The organism is Ruegeria sp. YTSA168 (assembly GCF_059610045.1).
On record NZ_JBXWMW010000006.1, the window covers coordinates 1 to 17872 of the forward strand.

The window sequence follows — 17872 nt, forward strand, 5'->3', positions numbered from 1 at the left end:
TCATATGCACATGCCCCCCAATGACCGAATACATCGAAGCCGCTGAATAAAAACATCCACCCCCAAAGGGGGAGTACTCTCTATGGCTTGAAATCTTTGGGCACACCAAACGGCGGAGTGCCCACAGTCGCGCCTGTCAAAGCGTTTAGAAACGCGAGGAGGGCGTTGATTTCCGTGTCGGTAAGAACCACCGGGGAAATGTCGATTGTATTGCGCACACGCTGCATTTCGAGCCGGTCTTGCCAGACGACAAAATCCGCTTTTTGCAGCCATGGGACCGCGGGCAGGGCCGCCGAGTCCGGCGTCCACTTAGAAAGGCTGGCCTGCGGGTTCAAATGGTGGCGGATCATCGTGTCCAGATCTGGAAAAGCCCCGTTATGGCCATAGGGCGCGGTCAGGGCGACGTTACGCAGCATGGGGGTGCGGAAGCGATAGGCATCCTCGATCCGATTGCTTTCGCCCATGCGGCCCACGTCGCGGGCGTAAGGATCCCATTGGCGGGTTCGCCCAGGGCCAAACGGGGGCAGGCCCAAAGCGTGAAATTGTTGATCTGTCATCAAAGGGCCGGCATGGCAGGCCGCGCAATTGGCCTTGCCATAGAACAGCATCATACCATCTATCTGAGCGTCCGTGAGCGCCGTGGCATCACCCGCCAGATACTGATCAAACGGGCTGTCGGTGCTGCGCCATTCGATGGCCATGAACGCGGCCAGGGCATTCGCGATCTGGGTGATTGTGATGTCTTCGGTGTTTTCGACTTCGTCGAACGCCTTTATAATTGCGGGGCCGTAGCGCGGATCGGTGCGGACGCGTTTGGCCAGAATGGGCCATCCCAGATCGATCCGGTCGGCGACCGCTCCGGTCACCTGATTTTCGCCGACATTCCCGGCCATCTCGAATTGCGACGTCAAGGGAAACAGCGCCTGCGCGGCGAGTAACGAGTTCAGCCCTTTGGGCAACCACTCCTGCGCTGGTGAATTAAACCCATTGCCGTAGACATCCGATATGCTGAGGCGGCCATCGTGAAACACCGTGTGGTGGTCCTTAGCGCCGAGGTTCCACAGCCCAGGTGAATTGCGGGGAATGCGCTTGCGGATTCTATCGATCCCGGTGCCGGGTGTGCGCTCCGGGCCCAGACCCTCACCACCTTCGCCAATGCCCAAAGACAGTCCATCCGAGGTGCCGAAATCCGGGTGATGGCAATGGGCGCAGCTGATGTTCTGGTTGCCCGACAGGATCGGATCGTAAAACAGTTGATGACCAATGGTGGCCTGTTCCATATCAAAGGGGATGAAATCTGCATCGGTCAGCGGGCGTGGCAAATCCTGCGCCACCGCAGCCCCGGCCAAGAGGAACACTATCCCATGCGTCAGTTTGTATATGCCCTTTGCCTGTTCGCATCCCCGGCGGTGGCCGAATTGGAACAGGCGCGCGACATGATGGAAGCTGGGGAATTCGAGGCCGCGCGTGAGGAGCTGTTGCCAGCGGCGCGGTCGGGCAATGCCGAGGCCGAGGAATTGATCGGTGTGATGTACGGGCTGGGGCTGGGTGTCGAACAAGACTATGAGCGTGCGTTCGAATGGTACCTGCGCGCGTCGATGAAAGGACATCCGGGTGCTCAGTCGGGTGTCGGCTGGTACTATGAGCTGGGGTTGGGCATGCCCGCGCCCGATCTGGTGCGCGCTTACATGTGGTACACGCTCAGCGCCATTGGCGGCGATCCCGACGCGGCGATCAGCCTTGAGGAAGTGGTCAAGAAGATGTCGCCGGAGCAAATCGATAAAGCGCATGTGCTGGTGAACGACTACAAAGGGTGGATGTACCCGTTTCGGTAAGGGCCGGGCCACCAGGGCCCGACCCGTTAGCTTAGTTCAGGTCTGCGTCGCGTGAGGCGTTTACATCGGCCTCAGCTGCTGCCACTGCATCCGTCAGCGCAACAAAGATCTCATCGCCACGGGCGACGTTCGACTGGAACCAGTCATAAACAGGCGTTGCGGCCTCTTTGAACGCGGCCTTCTGATCGGGTGTCAGAACATAGAGGTCACCGCCACCGGCGACGAAGTCTTCATAGGCCTGAATCGACTTGCGCTTGGGCGAGGCAAAGGTGGCCTGTTGCAGCGCATAGAAGCCATCGACCACGACGCGGCGCATATCCTCGGGCATTTCCTGGAACTTCGCATTGTTCATCCACCACAGCGCGCCCATATAGGCGTGGCCGTCCAGCGTGACATATTGCAAGCCCGCATCCGGGAATTTCATGCCCATGATGTCTGTGATGCCGTTTTTGGAACCCTCAACGACGCCAGTCTGGAAGCTGGTGAACAGTTCAGGCCACGGGATCGGGGTAGGCGATGCACCAAGCGCCTTGACCAGTTCCTGCGGTAGGTCGGCAACCACGGTGCGGATTTTCAGACCTTCCATATCGGCGGGCTCGGCCACGCGACGTTGCGTGTTGGCAAAGTTGCGCCAGCCGCCGGTGTTGCCGATGGTCATCAGACGGATCGCGCCGCCGGAATCTTCCAGCGCCATATCGCGCATAGTGCGGGTGAAATCGCCTGACAACACGTGTTCAGCAATCCGGTCATCGGCCATCAGATAGGGCAGGTCCAGCACTTGCACATATGGGAAGATGCCCGAGGCCCCGCCCGAGGTGGAAATATAGATGTCGATGGTGCCGTCAGCCACACCTTGTAGGCATTCTGCACCGTTCGAACACAGCTGGGTGCCGATGAACAGTTCAACCTCGATAGCGCCGTTCGACGCGGCCTCGACATAGTTCTTGAACACGATCAGACCGTCATAGTCCTCATCGTTTTCATTCGAGTTGGCCGTGGCGCGCAACGTGTAGTCGGCGGCTGTTGCGGCAATGGCAGATGCCGCCACCAGCGACGTGGCTACCGCGGCGGTTTTGATGAAGTTTCTGAGCATGCGTTTCCTCCCTATGGATCTCAGTTAGTTTGCAAATCCCGTTATCCTCGGGATCGTCATGGATAGTGCGGGGATATATGTGATCAGGAAGATCACGATAATTTCGACGGCCAGGAACGGCAGGATCGCCTTGGCGATGGTCTCGACCCGTTCGCGCGATACGGCTGCGGCCACGAACAGAACCAAGCCCATCGGCGGGGTGGCCAGACCGACGGTCAGGTTGACGCTCATGATGATCGCAAAGTGGATCGGGTCCACGCCGAGGCTGGTGAAGATGGGTCCAAGGATGGGTCCAAGGATGATGATCGCAGGGCCAGCGTCCAGAAACATGCCGACGACGAACAGAAGCAGGTTGATCAGGAACAGCAGGATTAGCGGGTTTTCCGACAGGCTGAGGATCAGCGAGGCCAGTTGTTCCGGCGCATGGCTGAGGCTGACCACGGTCTTGAACGCCATTGCCGCACCGACCAGCAGCAGGACGACGGCTGAAGTCATGCCCGCATTGCTGAGCACCTCGGGTACCTCTTTCCATGTCAATGTCCGCAGGATGAAGAAGCCGATGATGAAGGCATAGCCCACGGCGACTGCCGCAGCCTCAGTCGGGGTGAAGATACCGCCCAGAATACCGCCCAGAATGATGACTGGTGTCATCAGCGGGAAGAAGGCTTTCAGGCTGGCCTGACGGCGTTCGGGCCATGTGTATTTGCGGCTGGCGACGGGAAAGTCGTAACGGTCGGCCATCAGCTTGATCATCAGCATCAGACCAACGCCGACCATCACACCCGGCACGATGCCCGCAAGGAACAGGGCAGCGACGCTTTCACCCATGACATATGCGTAGATGATCATGATGCCCGAAGGCGGGATAATCGGCCCGATCACTGAACTTGCCGCTGTGATCGCGGCGGCGAACTTGCGGGTGTAGCCCTGTTTCTCCATCGCCGGGATCAGCATCGACCCCAGTGCAGAAGTGTCCGCCACGGCGGACCCTGAAAGGCCCGCGAACAGAATCGAACTCAGCACGTTCACATGGGCCAGCCCGCCGCGCAGGTGGCCCATCAGGGCTTGTGAGAATTCGACCAGACGAATGGTGATGCCGCCGCGATTCATCAGCTCTCCGGCCAGCATGAAGAAGGGGATCGCCATCAGTGGGAAGCTGTCCATGCCGTTATAAACATTGCGATAAAGCAGCGTGATGTCGTTTGTCTGTCCGTTTAGCCACAGCAGGATACCGGGCGCGGCCAGAAGGGCGAAGAAGACCGGCAGGCCGATCAGCAGGAAGATCAGAAAGGTGGGCAGGAACCAGATTAGCATTTATTCGGCCCCCACTGCCGCATCAGGAATTTCGGGCAACAGGTGACCTCCACCCAGCAAGGTGATGAAGGATCGCAAAATCAGTTCGATGTTGACCGAAATCAGCAGGATGATCCCCACCAGCAGTGAGGCCATCATCCAGCTGCGCGGGATGCGATACCATTCGTCGAACCCGAGGGAGGTGGGCAGGTACAAAGCAGCAGTCGCGAATTTGCCGCCAAATCCGGTGACCTCGGACCATCCGATATTAACGGCGACCAGCAACACCGCCAGTGAGACCACCAGCAGGAACAGGGTCAGCACCTGCCCGACAACGCGCGGCAGCATCAATGGCACCATGTCGATGGCCACAAAGCCACCGCGCCGAAAGGCGGTGGGGGCCATCAGGCCGGTCATCCACAACATACAGAATCGCGCGGCTTCATCCGGCCAGGGCAGAGCATTGCCCAGCACGTATCGAAAGAACACCTGAATCAGGATCGCGATCACCATCAATGCAATCGCAACGACACCAACCGCGCGGCCCAGACGCAGCGCGGTTTCGTTCACGAATGCAATCGGCGCAAGCACCGATGCCAGTCCGCCCATGCGGATCCTCCCTTGTGCAGCCGCAGGTTTCTCCTGCGGTCGTCAGATCGCGCTTAGTGTTGCGCGAATTGGCCGAGTTTCCCGGCATAGAAGGTCAGCGCGTCTCCATCGCTCATGCTGGCCTTCAGGACTTTGCCCACTACGATCACATGATCGCCCGCATCGTGATAGGCATGTTGTTCGCATTCAAACCGCGCCAGGCAATCCGACAGCAGCGGCGTACCATTCTCGCAGCGCTCATGTTCGATCTCACGCAGGGCGTGGGCGTCTTTGGAGCACCCAAAGCACAGCTCTGCCTGTTCGGACGATAGCACATGTACGGTGAAATGGCGGGCCTTGTGAAAATAGGGAAAACGGCGTGAGTTGCGATCGCCTGCCCACATGATCAGCGGTGGGTCCAGCGATAGTGACGAAAAGCTATTGGCGGTGATGCACACCGGGCCATCGGTACTGTTGCAGGTTACGATGGTGACGCCTGTGGCAAACCGCCCAAACGCATCGCGCAGGGTGCGGGTGTCGTCCTTATGTGGAACGAAGGTGTGGGTCATGTCCTTTGAGATTGCATTCATCATGGTACCTCATGGCCCAATGCCGCCTCATAGAGGCGATACCAGCTTTCACGATCCAGTTTGACTTTCAGAGCGTCCGAGATGGTTTTGATGCGGTTCAGGTTATTTGTGCCCATAACCGGCAGGATGTTCGCGGGGTGAGCCAACAGGAACGCCACCGCGACGGCGGCGCGATCCACGCCAAACTCGGCTGCGATTTCGTCCGCGACAACGCCCACCGGCGGGTTTCCGGCCATCAAAAGCCCGCCCCCTAGCGGTGACCACGCCATGATCGGCTGCCCATTTTGTTGGTGGAATGCCAGATCACCATTCGTGAAAGGGCTGATCTCACCGAGGGAAATTTCGATCTGGTTAGTGACCAGCTGCGTCTTCATCGCTGATTGCAGCAGCGACCAGTCCCAGGGGCGGAAGTTCGACACCCCAACCGCACCAACCTTGCCGCTGGCAACAACTTCATCTAGCGCGGCGCCGGTCTCATGGTGGTCCATGAACGGGTCGGGGCGGTGGATCAGCAGCAGGTCGATATGATCAATCGCCATTTCTGTCAGCGATGTGTCGACTGATTTCAAAATATGGTCACGCGATGTGTCGTAATATTTGACCTTGGCATCCGCATACCGGCCCATCGGCGCGATGATGTCGCACTTGGTGACGATTTCCATCCGCTTGCGCAGGCTGGGATTGGCGCGCAGCGCGTTGCCCAGAACCGCCTCGGCCGCGTAACCGCCATAGATATCGGCCTGATCGAATGTGGTAATGCCCTGATCCAGACAAGCCTGTATCTTGGCCTCGACATGGCCCACAGACGTATCGCTGTCATCGCCCAGCCGCCACATGCCATAGACAAGGCGGCTCATTTCCAGCGTGTCGGATAGTTTCACACGTTGCATCAGCGACGAACTCCGTTGCCCAGCGGGGTCGCCGGGGATGTTGCAGGCACGCGCCCATAGGCTTCGGGCAGCGAGCAGGTTTTCAGGTTGGGCATCACGCGGGCGCCAAAATGCTTGGCCTCATCCATGTGTGGATAACCTGAGAAGATGAAAGCGCGGATGCCCATCTTCTGGTATTCTTCGATCTTGGTTATGACCTGATCGGTCGAGCCCACCAGAGCCGCTCCACAGCCGGAACGTGCCCGGCCCACGCCCGTCCACAGACCCGGCTCGACATAGCCGTATTCATCCGCCAGATCGCGGTTCTTGGCCTGATGCGCCACGCCCAGCGAGGTTGAATCCAGCGCCCGTTCCCGGATCGCACGGCCATATTCGTCATCCAGTTTAGAGACGATGTAATCCGCATACTCCTGCGCCTCGGCCTCGGTATCGCGCACAATCATGTGGACGCGCAGGCCGTAATCCAACGTGCGGTTGTAATTCTCGGCCACGGCGTGAACGGCCTTCATACGCTCGGCTAGCTGGTCCTTGGTTTCGGGCCACATCAGGTAGACATCGCAATGCTCACCGCACAGGTCCAGAGCGGACGGAGAGTAGCCACCGAAATACAGAAGCGGACCGCCGGTCTGGTACGGTTTTGCCGGGTCAGTAGTCAGCCCTGAGAAATTGTAGACTTCGCCCGCATGATTGATCTCATCCTGCGTCCAGGCCTGTTTCAGGATCTCGACCACTTCGCGCGAGCGCTGATAGCGGAACGCGCTATCGGCTTTCTCACCGGGGAAATCTGAGGAGATGATGTTGACTGTCAGCCGACCCTTCAGCATGTGGTCCAGCGTTGCAATGGTACGGGCCAGCATGATCGGCTGCATCTCACCGCACCGCACGGCGGCCAGCAGGTTGATCTTTTCGGTGATCGGGGCGCAGCCGGCGACGAAACTCAGCGTGTCCTGACCGACCTGATAGGACGAGGGGCACAGGATGTTGCGGAACCCCTGCGCTTCGGCCTCTTTGACGATGCCGGAACAATGATCCCAGCTCGAGCGCAGATTGCCGTCAGGTACGCCAAGAAACTGATAATCATCCGAGCAAAGTGCTGCAAACCACGAAACCTCGGCCGCATCCAGATCGGGGGATGTGATGGGGACGATGGTCATTTGATTCACACTCCGTACATCTTTGACTTTCCTCTTGCGTAGCAAGCACATTGATGTAGATCAATAGTGTATCAATTTTTCCTGCGACCCAGTGAAGCGCGCGCAAGTGACCATGAACAGCCGAAATCCCAATGCCTTGCCGATCTATGTTCAGATCGCAGAGCTGCTGATCCGCGAAATCGCGGCAGGTCGCATGATTGATGGCGAGCGTCTGCCGCCGGAACGGGACATGGCATCCGAGCTCAAGGTTTCGGTCGGGACGCTGCGAAAATCGCTCGCCGAGCTTGAGAAAAAAGGGATGCTGGAGCGGATACAAGGCTCGGGCAACTATGTGCGCGAGACTGGAACGCAAAACAGCGTCTATGCGATGTTCCGGCTGGAACTGCCCGAAGGTGGGGGGTTGCCGCGTGCGGATATTCTGTCCGTGGATCAGGTGGAAAAGCCCGCCGATCTGCCTGGGTTCGGGGCATCAAGCCGAGGCTCACGCGTACGGCGGATGCGCTATCTGAATGACACAATCATCGCGGTTGAGGAGATCTGGCTGGACGAATCAGCCGGTCGGATCGATCGCAGCCTGCTATCGGACTCGCTCTATCGCTACTATCAGCACCAGCTTGGGTTCTGGATTACGCGGGCCGAAGACAGGGTTTCGGTCGGGAAACTGCCCGACTGGACGCCGGAGACTTTCACCAAACCTGCCGGGGAAACGGTGGGGTATATCGAGCGGTTCAGCTGGTCGGAAAAGGCCGAACCGGTCGAGTTCTCAAAGACATGGTTCGACCCGGATCGGGCCACCTATGTCCAACGTCTGAAGTAAAAGGAAAACGCATGACCCGGACCATCCACTACGGGCTGATCGGATGCGGCATGATGGGGCAGGAGCATCTGCACAATATTGCTTTGCTGGAGGGTACGCGTGTCGCGGCGATTTATGAGCCGGACCCGGGCATGGCGAAAGCGGCGCAAGCTATAGCGCCGGATGCGGTCATAGTGGGGTCCGTGCAGGAGTTGCTGGCGGTCGAGGATCTGGATTGCATCATCATCGCAAGCCCCAACCATCTACATGTGAACCAGATTTGCGAGATCGCAGAAACGCGCCCATTGCCATTGTTGGTCGAGAAGCCCTTGTTCACCGACCCGCAGGATGCCGCGCGGCTTGAGCAGGTGCAGCGGGACTACCCCCATCCGATCTGGGTGGCGATGGAGTACCGCTATATGCCGCCCATTGCGGCTTTGATTGATCAGGCGGGTGTGACGGGCGGCGTCCAGATGCTGTCGATCCGCGAACATCGCTTTCCGTTTCTGACCAAAGTTGGCGACTGGAACCGGTTCAACCGTAACACCGGCGGGACCTTTGTTGAGAAGTGTTGCCACTTCTTCGACCTGATGCGCCTTATCCTGAATTCCGACCCGGTGCGGATCACCGCCAGCGGCGGGCAGGCGGTTAACCATTTGGATGAAAGCTACAGCGGTGAGACACCGGATATCCTGGATCACGGTTATGTCTTGGTCGATTTCGCCAACGGCGCGCGGGCGATGCTGGAACTATGCATGTTCGCCGAAGGCTCTCGCTACCAGGAAGAGGTCTCAGCCGTCGGCCCCAAGGCCAAGATCGAGGCGTTGGTGCCCGGTCCGGGTCGGTTCTGGCCTGATCATTTGGGTGAGCCCCCGGTGCCACAGCTGATTGTCAGCCCGCGTGATCCGAAAGGACCTGTGTCAAAAGACATCCCGGTTGACCCAAAGCTGTTGGCGGCTGGGGACCACAATGGCTCGACCTTCTATCAACATCAGGGGTTTCTGGAACTTGTGCGCGGCCAACGTTCTGCGCCGGATGTGTCGCTTCAGGATGGGCTATGGGCAGTTCGTATGGGGTTGGCGGCGCAGCAGGCGCTGGCCACTGGAGAGACGGTTCGCTTCGATCTGTGATGCCGATAGGAAACCTGTGTTCCCGATAAACGCGATTTCCGGTGTCGTTTTTGACATCGGAAAGGTCTTTTCTGCTTGCTGAGCAGTTTTCCAGGCAATAGCTCTGCCCGTGGGACACCCCTCCCCAACGAGGGGCGTGTATCTGGAAGGGTAATACACATGAATATCGAACAACCGGCGGCGCGGCCGGCCAATCCGCGTTTTTCCTCGGGCCCTTGTGCCAAACCCCCCACATTTGATCTATCCAAACTGGCCGATGCTGCGCTGGGCCGGTCGCACCGTGCTGCTGTTGGCAAGGACAAGCTGAAAGCGGCCATTGAAGGCACGCGTGAGGTGCTGGGCATTCCGGCAGACTACAAAATCGGCATCGTTCCCGCCTCGGATACTGGCGCGGTTGAGATGGCGCTTTGGTCGCTTCTGGGTGAACGCAAGGTTGAGATGCTGGCCTGGGAAAGCTTTGGCGCGGGCTGGGTCACAGATGTGGTCAAGCAGCTGAAGATCGACGCCGAGAATAAGACAGCCGACTACGGACAGATCGTCGATCTCGCCTCTGTCGATTTTGCCAACGACGTTGTGTTTACGTGGAATGGTACAACTTCGGGCGTGCGGGTTCCCAATGGCGACTGGATTGAGGATGACCGTCAGGGCCTGACGATTTGCGATGCGACCTCGGCAGCGTTTGCGATGGACCTGCCCTGGGACAAACTGGATGTTACCACCTTCAGCTGGCAGAAGGTGCTGGGCGGTGAAGCGGCTCACGGGATGCTGATCCTGAGCCCGCGCGCGGTGGAACGGCTGGAAAGCTATACGCCAGCATGGCCGCTGCCAAAGATTTTCCGCCTGACCAAAGGCGGCAAGCTGATCGACGGTATCTTTACCGGGGCGACAATTAACACGCCTTCGATGCTGGCGGTTGAGGATTACCTGTTCGCGCTGGACTGGGCGCGTTCGGTTGGTGGGTTGCAGGGGCTGATCGCCCGTGCCGATGCCAATGCCGGGGCGGTTCACGCCTTCTGCGACCAGAATGACTGGATCGCCAATCTGGCCGAAGATGCGGCGACGCAATCGAACACCTCGGTCTGCCTGAAATTCACAGATGGGCGCATTCAGGACGGTTCAGCATTCGCGAAAGCCGTGGCCAAACGGCTTGAGACCGAGAATATTGCCTTGGACATCGGTGGCTATCGCGATGCGCCTGCGGGCTTGCGAATCTGGTGCGGCGGTACGGTCGAGACCTCGGATATCGAAGCGATGCTGCCTTGGCTGGCATGGGCCTTTGAGGCCGAAATCGCGGCGCAAACAGAAGCCGCCTGATCGCATCCCATCTTCACCGGGCCGCATCGGCCCGGACTTCTCATTACATTCAAGGACCAGAGACTATGGCCCCCAAAGTACTCGTATCTGACAAGCTCAGCGAAACCGCCGTGCAGATCTTCCGCGATCGCGGTATCGACGTGGATTTCATGCCCGACTTGGGTAAGGACAAAGACAAACTGGCCGAGGTGATCGGTCAGTATGACGGTCTTGCCATTCGTTCTGCCACCAAGGTTACACCGACCATTCTGGAGAAAGCAGACAAACTGAAAGTGATCGGTCGTGCCGGGATCGGAACTGACAATATCGACAAGGATGCGGCGTCGAAAAAGGGCGTGATCGTGATGAACACACCCTTCGGCAACATGATCACCACCGCCGAGCACGCGATTGCGATGATGTTTGCCGTGGCAAGGCAAATCCCCGAGGCCAGCACCTCGACCCATGCAGGTAAATGGGAAAAGTCCAAGTTTATGGGCATTGAGCTAACCAACAAGACCCTTGGCGTGATTGGTGCGGGCAACATTGGCGGTATCGTGTGTGAACGCGCGCTTGGCCTGAAGATGAAGGTTGTGGCTTACGACCCCTATCTGGGCGAAGAGAAAGCCGCGCAGATGGGTGTTGAAAAGGTCGAGCTGGACGAGCTGCTGGCCCGCGCTGACTTTATCACTTTGCACGTGCCGCTGACGGATCAGACGCGCAACATCCTGAGCCGAGAAAACCTTGCCAAGAGCAAACCGGGAGTGCGGATTGTTAACTGCGCCCGTGGTGGCCTGGTCGACGAAGACGCGCTGGCTGAGGCGTTACAATCGGGTCACGTGGCTGGCGCGGCCTTTGATGTGTTCAGTGAGGAACCTGCCAAGGAAAACGCCCTGTTCAACCTGCCGAACGTGGTCTGCACGCCTCACCTTGGCGCGGCGACAACCGAGGCGCAGGAAAACGTCGCGCTGCAGGTGGCTGAACAAATCTCGAACTATCTGCTCACCGGTGCTGTTGAAAACGCGCTGAACATGCCCAGCGTGACGGCGGAAGAGGCCAAAGTTATGGGTCCGTGGATCAAGCTGGCCGGACATCTGGGCAGCTTCATCGGCCAGATGACGGATGAGCCGATCAAGGCGATCAACATCCTTTATGACGGTGTTGCGGCCGAGATGAACCTGGCTGCGCTGAACTGCTCGGTCGTGGCGGGGATCATGAAGAAGTTTAACCCGGAAGTGAACATGGTCTCGGCCCCGGTGGTTGCAAAAGAACGGGGCATCCAGATTTCGACCACCAATCAGGACAAATCGGGTGCGTTCGAAGGTTACATCAAGGTGACCGTTGTGACCGAGAAACGCGAACGATCCATCGGTGGGACTGTGTTCAGCGATGGCAAGCCGCGGTTCATCCAAATCAAGGGGATCAATATCGATGCCGAGGTGGGTGCGCATATGCTCTATACCACCAACGAAGACGTGCCGGGCATCATCGGTGCGCTGGGTCAGACCATGGGCGAGAACGACGTGAACATCGCCAACTTTACCCTTGGCCGATCCGAGGCGGGTGGCGAGGCCATCGCGCTGCTTTATGTGGACGAGCCGGTCCCTGCCGAAGCCCGCGCCAAGCTGGCCGAGACAGGCTTGTTCACGCAGATCAAACCGTTGGAATTCGACGTTGCGTAACGAGTGTTGAGTTTTTGAGACATCTTCCACCCGCGCCAACTCAGGCGCGGGTGTTTTCTTTCTTAGTCTGCCATACAGGGCCGAAAATGTGCTTGTCTTACCGAGAGATATCGCGGTGACCGCTCCGATCTACGCCGTTGGCGACATTCACGGGCAGCTTGGGATGCTGCAAGAAGCATTGGACCTGATCGAACGCGACGGTGGGCCGGACGCTCGTGTCGTGTTCCTGGGTGATTATGTGGATCGTGGCCCGGACAGTTGCGCAGTTTTGGGCCTTCTGGCCGCAGAGCTTTGCGCTGGGCGAAACTGGGTCTGCCTGCTTGGCAATCACGACCGGATGTTTGCGCGTTTCCTGCGCGATGGCTCTACAGCTGAGGCCAAATTGCGCGTTGGGGAACACTGGTTGCATCATCGTCTGGGCGGGGCAGAGACCTTGGCCTCTTACGGTATCGAATTCTCGGACGATGACCGTATCTACCGGATTTTGGAGCGGGTACGCGCGGTTGTTCCAGATAAGCACATCAACTTCCTGAACAGCGTTGTGACACATCATCAAGAGGGCGAGGTGTTTTTTGCCCATGCAGGCATTCGGCCTGGTGTGCCCTTGGCGGACCAAGCCGAGGACGATCTGGTCTGGATACGGGGTGAGTTTCTGGACGATCCGCGACCTCATCCCTGTCTGATTGTACACGGGCACACGCCCGCCCTACGGGCCGAACATCGTGGCAACCGGATCAATCTGGACGGCGGCGCCGGGATGGGCCGACCGCTGGTCCCGGCCGTGTTCGAAGGCCGGGATTGCTGGCTGTTGACCGAAAACGGTCGTATGCCATTGATACCTAACCTTTGACGAATCTGTCCTTGAATTGTTCGCGCAAGGCGTTCTTTTGGACCTTGCCCATCGTGTTGCGCGGCAGGGCGTCCATCAGGATCAACTCGCGCGGATGCTTGAACCGGGCGAGGTCGTTCTGAACCGAGGCCATGATCGCGGCCAGGTCAGGCGACTTGCCGGGAAAAGGTACGATGATGCCCAGAACGGTCTCGCCGAAATCCGGGTGCGGTACGCCGATCACAGCGCTTTCCAACACGCCGGGTTGGTCGTCCAACAGTAGCTCTAGCTCTTTGGGGTAGATGTTGAACCCGCCCGAGATGATCAGGTCCTTGCCGCGTCCGACGATGTGGACATAGCCATCTTCGTCCACACGACCCAGATCGCCGGTGATGAAGTACCCATCCTCACGTAGTTCGGCGGCAGTTTTCTCGGGCATCTGCCAATACCCCTGAAACACGTTCGGACCGCGCACCTCGATCATACCGATCTCGCCTTGTGAAAGGGTCTCTCCATTGTCCGGGTCGGTCACTTTCAGCTCGACATCAGGCAGAGGGAGGCCAACCGTCCCCGCGCGGCGTTCGCCATCATAGGGGTTTGAGGTGTTCATGTTGGTTTCGGTCATGCCATAGCGTTCCAGAATGCGATGGCCGGTGTGGGCCTCGAACCGCTCATGGGTTTCCGCCAGCAGAGGGGCCGAGCCTGAGATGAACAGCCGCATATGGCTGGTCAGATCGCCATTGAATCGATCATCGCCCAGCAGCCGGGTGTAGAAGGTGGGCACCCCCATCATCGATGTCGCCTTTGGCATCAGGCGTAGCATGTCGTCCAGATCAAATTTCGGCAGAAAGATCATTGACCCGCCTGAGGCAAGGATCACATTTGTTGCCACAAACAGCCCGTGGGTGTGAAAGATCGGCAGCGCGTGCAACAGCACATCGTCACGGGTAAATCGCCATTCTCGCACTAGCGTTTCCGCATTGGACAGCAGGTTTCTATGGGTCAGCATGGCCCCTTTGGATCGTCCGGTGGTGCCCGAGGTGTAAAGGAACGCGGCCAGATCATCCTCAGCCCGGTTCACCGTCTCGAAATGGGTTGGCATGGTCTGTGCGTTGTGTATCAGACTGCCGCTGCCATTCCCGTTCAGTGTTTCCACCTTGGCATTCTGAGCGTGTGAGATAGCGGTTAGCTCAGCTTGATTGACCGCGTCGCAGACAACCAAAGACGCCCCGCTGTTTTCGACAAAATAGGTCAGTTCCGCCGTTTTATAGGCGGTGTTCAGCGGCAGGAAGATCAGCCCGGCCTGCGCGCAGGCGGCATAGAGCGCCAGCATTTGAGGTGACTTTTCAACCTGAACCGCAACCCTGTCTCCCGGTTTCAGCCCAAGCGCCGTCAGCGCATTGGCGATTTGTGCGACCATGTTCAGGAATGCGGCGTGTGTGATGGTGTGGCCATCGGGCAGGTGCAGAAAAGGCGTCTCTTTCCCCGCATGGACGTCGAACAAACGATCATAAAGCGGGTTGGCCATTGTCTATTCCCTTCGGTGCGCTGCGCCCTGAACCTGACCGGGAAATCCGAGGCGGACAAGACCCGAATCCCAGATATTTCCGGGGTGAATGCCCATCGAACACTGGTGAAAATGCTGCACCTGCGATATGCGCAAGGCAGTTTGCCGGAGACCTGAGATGTTTGTTGCCACTTTGCTGACCACCCCCACTGCGCCCGCGCTGGACACTTCGCTGGTCGAGTCTTTGCGAAACGCGTGGGGCGGCGAAGATGTTATCTGGCTCAGCCCCGATGAAGCGGCAGAATTCAACCTTTCAGCCCGCCCCGACAATCAATGGGAGGTCTGGGCAGACTTGCAGCCCATGGGCGTGGATCTTGTCCTACAGCCTATAGAAGGGCGACGCAAAAAGATGCTGCTGGCCGATATGGACAGCACGATGATCCAACAGGAATGCATTGATGAGCTGGCCGATGAGGCCGGTGTCGGCGAGCGCGTCAAAGACATCACCGCACGTGCCATGAATGGCGAACTGGATTTCGAAGGCGCCCTGATCGAACGGGTTGGTCTGTTGAAAGGTATGGATGAGGCGGTGATTGATCAGGTGTTGAACACAAGGATCACATTGATGCCCGGTGGGCGCGCCCTGGTGGCAACAATGCGCGGAAACGGCGGATACGCTGCGCTCGTCTCGGGCGGGTTCACAGCCTTTACCGCCCGCGTGGCCGAGTTGATCGGGTTTGATGAGAACCGGGCCAACACGCTTCTGGCTGCGGATGGTAGGCTGACGGGTGAGGTTCAGCGCCCGATCCTAGGGCGCGAGGCCAAGGTTGAATCTCTGGAACGGATCACAGCGCAGTTGGGGATTGCGGAATCGGATGTTCTTGCCGTGGGTGACGGGGCGAATGATCTGGGCATGCTGCATCGCGCGGGCACGGGCGTGGCGCTGCATGCCAAACCCTCGGTCGCGGCAGAGTGCGATGTGCGGATCAACCACGGGGACCTGACAGCGCTGCTGTATTTGCAGGGCTATTCGCGTGCAGAGTTCGCTGCTGAGTAACGGCGGGGCTTCCCTTTATTTAACACTCATGTTAAATAGTGGTCATGAACACGCTTCTGACCGCCTTTTCCGCTTTATCCGACGCCACGCGTTTCTCGATTGTCGAGCAGTTGATGGCCGATGGGGAATTGCCTGCCGGTGATCTGATCGACGGCAAGGGCATGTCAGGCGCGGCAATCTCACGCCATTTGAAAGTTCTGCGCGAGGCCGGGCTGATCCAACAACGCGTGCAGGGCACGCAGCGCATGTATACCGTGCGGCCTGAAGGTCTGCGGGCGATTGCGGATTGGACGATCTCAAAACGGCAATTCTGGGAAAGCAGCCTGGATCGTTTGGGCGACATTTTGGAAAGGGAAACCTCATGGCCGACCTGAAACTCGAACGGGAGTTTCCGGTTGACCCCGAAACTCTGTTCGCTTGGGTCTCGGACGGGGCAAAGCTGTTGCAATGGTGGGGGCCCGAGGGAATGCATGTGCCCGAACACAATCTGGATTTCTCGCGCGCTGGTCCCTGGTATTCGGTGATGGAGAATGCCGAAGGGCAGCAATACAAGGTGTCCGGACATGTAACCCATGTCGATCCACCAAACTCGGTCGGGTTCACCTGGGCCTGGCATGACGATCAGGATCAGCGCGGTGTCGAAAGCCATGTGACCTTTACTGTCACCGCCTCTGGCGCCGGATCGCTGCTGGTTTTGGATCACCGCGAACTGGTCGATGCCGAGGCCGCCGCAAATCATAACAAAGGCTGGACATCGTCTCTGCGCAAACTCGCAGCGCAGTGCAAATAGAGTTTCAACAGGGAGGAGCGAAATGCCCCAATATTTGTTTGTCTATCATGGCGGTGCTGCGCCGCAGTCTCAGGCCGAAATTGACGCCACCATGGCTGCATGGGGTGTCTGGTTTCAGGATATGGGTCCTGCGGTCAAGATACCGGGCAACCCGGTCGGGCAGTCTTATACCGTCAGTGCTTCGGGCGTTGCCGAGGATGGTGGTGCAAATCCCGCGTCGGGATTTAGTGTGGTCATGGCTGACTCGGTTGAAGCGGCGAACGAGATGGCCAAGGGCTGCCCTATGGTCGTCAGCGGTACCGGCTCAGTCGAGGTGGCTGAAATCCACGAATTCGAGGCCTAGGCCTAACCGGGGAAACCTGGTGCAGGCCGGATCACGCCACATTCCAGCCCTCGGCGGCTGTATTGCGTGGCATTCATGAACTTGCAGGTGGCCGGGTGATCGGCCTCCAGTACGCCAAGACTGACAAGGATGGCCGCAATCGCGCATTCACTGGCGCGGGTTGTGCCATCGGCGATTTTCAAGGCCACGCCCATCCGTTTCTCGGGGATGATAGCCACAAAGACAGCCTCGGCCCCGGTTTTGATCGCGGCGCGGCCATCCATGGCGAGCATCAGTTCGGTGCAGGCGCGCGTTTCGCCCGCAACCAGATCCGGGTGCTGGATCATGGCCGCCGTCAGTTGCTGCGCCGCATCGCTAGACCGATCCGAACGGTCGCCGGCGGATGCAAACCAGGCCATGGAACGGGCGAGACCCACCAAAGATGTGGCAAAATTGGGCGCCGAACAGCCGTCAATCCCATAACCGGGGCTGGTTTCACCGGTGGTTTCCTCGAATGCAGACAGGCTTGCCTGCTGCACCGGATGATCGATGTCCAGATATTCCGGCCCGGCCCCCATATGCTGCGCCAGGGTCAGAAACCCACAATGTTTGCCCGAACAATTGTTGTGAATCTGACAGGGCGTATCGTCGGCCAATATCAGCCGGTCGCGCGCGGCCTTGTCCGCCGGTTCCTGCGGGCCACAGCGCAGATCGGGCTCTGATAGCCCCAGATGATCCAGCCAGGCGGTTACGCGATCCGTGTGAATGGCAGCCCCGTTATGGGACGCGCAGGCCAGCGCCAGATGCTCGGACGTTAGCCCGTATTTTGCCGCCGCGCCGGAGGTGACCAAGGGAAGTGCTTGAATCATCTTGGCGGATGAGCGCGGATAGATCACCGCGTTCGGGTCCCCCCAGCTTTGCACAATCTGGCCGCTATCGTCGCAGATGACGGCGTGGCCCAGATGCAGGCTTTCCAGCAAAGGACCGCGCCACAGTTCTGTCATCGGGATGGGCTGCGTCATC

19 protein-coding genes are annotated in these 17872 nt (G+C 58.7%); 10 read left to right on the forward strand and 9 right to left on the reverse strand.

Features of this window, described 5'->3' with window-relative positions:
• Positions 1 to 80: 80 nt before the first annotated feature.
• A complete protein-coding gene (locus AC2FFE_RS12460; RefSeq protein WP_496846865.1) occupies positions 81 to 1349 on the reverse strand; it encodes a cytochrome-c peroxidase in 1269 nt (422 codons plus the stop codon).
• A gap of 15 nt (positions 1350 to 1364) precedes the next feature.
• Between AC2FFE_RS12460 and AC2FFE_RS12465 the strand changes: the two genes are divergently transcribed.
• A complete protein-coding gene (locus tag AC2FFE_RS12465) occupies positions 1365 to 1835 on the forward strand; it encodes a tetratricopeptide repeat protein (RefSeq protein WP_496819564.1) in 471 nt (156 codons plus the stop codon).
• Between the two features lie 31 nt (positions 1836 to 1866).
• Here AC2FFE_RS12465 and AC2FFE_RS12470 read toward each other — a convergent pair whose 3' ends face one another.
• From AC2FFE_RS12470 to AC2FFE_RS12495, 6 genes are read right to left on the reverse strand one after another with little or no spacing between them, the layout of a single operon-like run.
• Positions 1867 to 2928, reverse strand: a complete 1062-nt coding sequence (locus AC2FFE_RS12470) for a TRAP transporter substrate-binding protein (protein WP_496819565.1) — start codon at positions 2926 to 2928, stop codon at positions 1867 to 1869.
• A gap of 24 nt (positions 2929 to 2952) precedes the next feature.
• Positions 2953 to 4242, reverse strand: a complete 1290-nt coding sequence (locus tag AC2FFE_RS12475) for a TRAP transporter large permease (RefSeq protein WP_496819566.1) — start codon at positions 4240 to 4242, stop codon at positions 2953 to 2955.
• On the reverse strand, positions 4243 to 4830 hold the full coding sequence (locus tag AC2FFE_RS12480) for a TRAP transporter small permease (protein ID WP_496846776.1): 588 nt from the start codon (positions 4828 to 4830) through the stop codon (positions 4243 to 4245). It lies immediately after the preceding gene.
• A gap of 53 nt (positions 4831 to 4883) precedes the next feature.
• Positions 4884 to 5399 carry a flavin reductase family protein gene (locus AC2FFE_RS12485; RefSeq protein WP_480550856.1) on the reverse strand — a complete coding sequence of 172 codons (516 nt, stop codon included), beginning with the start codon at positions 5397 to 5399 and terminating at the stop codon, positions 4884 to 4886.
• A complete protein-coding gene (locus AC2FFE_RS12490) occupies positions 5399 to 6289 on the reverse strand; it encodes an aldo/keto reductase (protein ID WP_496846777.1) in 891 nt (296 codons plus the stop codon). The genes AC2FFE_RS12485 and AC2FFE_RS12490 overlap by 1 nt, the downstream gene beginning before the upstream one ends.
• Entirely contained in the window at positions 6289 to 7443 is a 1155-nt protein-coding gene (locus AC2FFE_RS12495) for an LLM class flavin-dependent oxidoreductase (RefSeq protein WP_496819569.1), read from the reverse strand. The genes AC2FFE_RS12490 and AC2FFE_RS12495 overlap by 1 nt, the downstream gene beginning before the upstream one ends.
• A 112-nt stretch (positions 7444 to 7555) precedes the next feature.
• Here AC2FFE_RS12495 and AC2FFE_RS12500 point away from each other — a divergent pair, with 112 nt between their 5' ends.
• From AC2FFE_RS12500 to AC2FFE_RS12520, 5 genes are all read left to right on the forward strand, one after another.
• Entirely contained in the window at positions 7556 to 8260 is a 705-nt protein-coding gene (locus AC2FFE_RS12500; RefSeq protein WP_496819740.1) for a GntR family transcriptional regulator, read from the forward strand.
• 11 nt (positions 8261 to 8271) lie between these two features.
• A complete protein-coding gene (locus AC2FFE_RS12505; RefSeq protein ID WP_496846778.1) occupies positions 8272 to 9369 on the forward strand; it encodes a Gfo/Idh/MocA family protein in 1098 nt (365 codons plus the stop codon).
• A gap of 159 nt (positions 9370 to 9528) precedes the next feature.
• On the forward strand, positions 9529 to 10683 hold the full coding sequence (locus tag AC2FFE_RS12510) for a phosphoserine transaminase (protein WP_496846779.1): 1155 nt from the start codon (positions 9529 to 9531) through the stop codon (positions 10681 to 10683).
• A gap of 65 nt (positions 10684 to 10748) precedes the next feature.
• The gene (gene serA, locus AC2FFE_RS12515) at positions 10749 to 12344 is read left to right on the forward strand and encodes a phosphoglycerate dehydrogenase (RefSeq protein WP_496846780.1); all 1596 of its coding nucleotides are present in this window, start codon (positions 10749 to 10751) and stop codon (positions 12342 to 12344) included.
• Between the two features lie 115 nt (positions 12345 to 12459).
• On the forward strand, positions 12460 to 13194 hold the full coding sequence (locus tag AC2FFE_RS12520; protein ID WP_496846781.1) for a metallophosphoesterase family protein: 735 nt from the start codon (positions 12460 to 12462) through the stop codon (positions 13192 to 13194).
• Here the strand turns inward: AC2FFE_RS12520 and AC2FFE_RS12525 are convergent.
• Positions 13184 to 14701: a malonate--CoA ligase gene (locus AC2FFE_RS12525; RefSeq protein WP_496819574.1), complete on the reverse strand. Its 1518-nt coding sequence runs from the start codon at positions 14699 to 14701 to the stop codon at positions 13184 to 13186. The genes AC2FFE_RS12520 and AC2FFE_RS12525 overlap by 11 nt on opposite strands.
• A gap of 157 nt (positions 14702 to 14858) precedes the next feature.
• On the opposite strand from AC2FFE_RS12525, the gene serB reads away from it, so the two are divergent.
• The 4 genes from serB to AC2FFE_RS12545 are packed head-to-tail and all read left to right on the forward strand — an operon-like array spanning position 14859 to position 16870.
• Positions 14859 to 15737, forward strand: coding sequence for a phosphoserine phosphatase SerB (gene serB, locus AC2FFE_RS12530; RefSeq protein WP_496819575.1), 879 nt, complete (start codon positions 14859 to 14861; stop codon positions 15735 to 15737).
• Positions 15738 to 15781: 44 nt separating this feature from the next.
• Complete coding sequence (locus AC2FFE_RS12535) at positions 15782 to 16111, forward strand: ArsR/SmtB family transcription factor (protein ID WP_496846782.1); 330 nt, start codon at positions 15782 to 15784, stop codon at positions 16109 to 16111.
• Positions 16099 to 16527, forward strand: a complete 429-nt coding sequence (locus tag AC2FFE_RS12540; RefSeq protein WP_496819577.1) for an SRPBCC family protein — start codon at positions 16099 to 16101, stop codon at positions 16525 to 16527. The genes AC2FFE_RS12535 and AC2FFE_RS12540 overlap by 13 nt, the downstream gene beginning before the upstream one ends.
• Before the next feature lie 22 nt (positions 16528 to 16549).
• On the forward strand, positions 16550 to 16870 hold the full coding sequence (locus tag AC2FFE_RS12545) for a YciI family protein (protein WP_496819578.1): 321 nt from the start codon (positions 16550 to 16552) through the stop codon (positions 16868 to 16870).
• Between the two features lie 2 nt (positions 16871 to 16872).
• Here the strand turns inward: AC2FFE_RS12545 and AC2FFE_RS12550 are convergent, their stop codons facing one another.
• On the reverse strand, positions 16873 to 17871 hold the full coding sequence (locus AC2FFE_RS12550; RefSeq protein WP_496846783.1) for an asparaginase: 999 nt from the start codon (positions 17869 to 17871) through the stop codon (positions 16873 to 16875).
• Position 17872: the final 1 nt, after the last annotated feature.

What these genes read in the sequence shown, in the direction of transcription:
- AC2FFE_RS12465 (WP_496819564.1), top strand. Translation starts at nt 1,365, where the DNA reads ATGCGTCAGTTTGTATATGCCCTTTGCCTGTTCGCATCCCCGGCGGTG.
- AC2FFE_RS12470 (WP_496819565.1), bottom strand. Translation starts at nt 2,928, where the DNA reads ATGCTCAGAAACTTCATCAAAACCGCCGCGGTAGCCACGTCGCTGGTG.
- AC2FFE_RS12475 (WP_496819566.1), bottom strand. Translation starts at nt 4,242, where the DNA reads ATGCTAATCTGGTTCCTGCCCACCTTTCTGATCTTCCTGCTGATCGGC.
- AC2FFE_RS12480 (WP_496846776.1), bottom strand. Translation starts at nt 4,830, where the DNA reads ATGGGCGGACTGGCATCGGTGCTTGCGCCGATTGCATTCGTGAACGAA.
- AC2FFE_RS12485 (WP_480550856.1), bottom strand. Translation starts at nt 5,399, where the DNA reads ATGAATGCAATCTCAAAGGACATGACCCACACCTTCGTTCCACATAAG.
- AC2FFE_RS12490 (WP_496846777.1), bottom strand. Translation starts at nt 6,289, where the DNA reads ATGCAACGTGTGAAACTATCCGACACGCTGGAAATGAGCCGCCTTGTC.
- AC2FFE_RS12495 (WP_496819569.1), bottom strand. Translation starts at nt 7,443, where the DNA reads ATGACCATCGTCCCCATCACATCCCCCGATCTGGATGCGGCCGAGGTT.
- AC2FFE_RS12500 (WP_496819740.1), top strand. Translation starts at nt 7,556, where the DNA reads ATGAACAGCCGAAATCCCAATGCCTTGCCGATCTATGTTCAGATCGCA.
- AC2FFE_RS12505 (WP_496846778.1), top strand. Translation starts at nt 8,272, where the DNA reads ATGACCCGGACCATCCACTACGGGCTGATCGGATGCGGCATGATGGGG.
- AC2FFE_RS12510 (WP_496846779.1), top strand. Translation starts at nt 9,529, where the DNA reads ATGAATATCGAACAACCGGCGGCGCGGCCGGCCAATCCGCGTTTTTCC.
- serA (WP_496846780.1), top strand. Translation starts at nt 10,749, where the DNA reads ATGGCCCCCAAAGTACTCGTATCTGACAAGCTCAGCGAAACCGCCGTG.
- AC2FFE_RS12525 (WP_496819574.1), bottom strand. Translation starts at nt 14,701, where the DNA reads ATGGCCAACCCGCTTTATGATCGTTTGTTCGACGTCCATGCGGGGAAA.
- serB (WP_496819575.1), top strand. Translation starts at nt 14,859, where the DNA reads ATGTTTGTTGCCACTTTGCTGACCACCCCCACTGCGCCCGCGCTGGAC.
- AC2FFE_RS12535 (WP_496846782.1), top strand. Translation starts at nt 15,782, where the DNA reads ATGAACACGCTTCTGACCGCCTTTTCCGCTTTATCCGACGCCACGCGT.
- AC2FFE_RS12540 (WP_496819577.1), top strand. Translation starts at nt 16,099, where the DNA reads ATGGCCGACCTGAAACTCGAACGGGAGTTTCCGGTTGACCCCGAAACT.
- AC2FFE_RS12545 (WP_496819578.1), top strand. Translation starts at nt 16,550, where the DNA reads ATGCCCCAATATTTGTTTGTCTATCATGGCGGTGCTGCGCCGCAGTCT.
- AC2FFE_RS12550 (WP_496846783.1), bottom strand. Translation starts at nt 17,871, where the DNA reads ATGACGCAGCCCATCCCGATGACAGAACTGTGGCGCGGTCCTTTGCTG.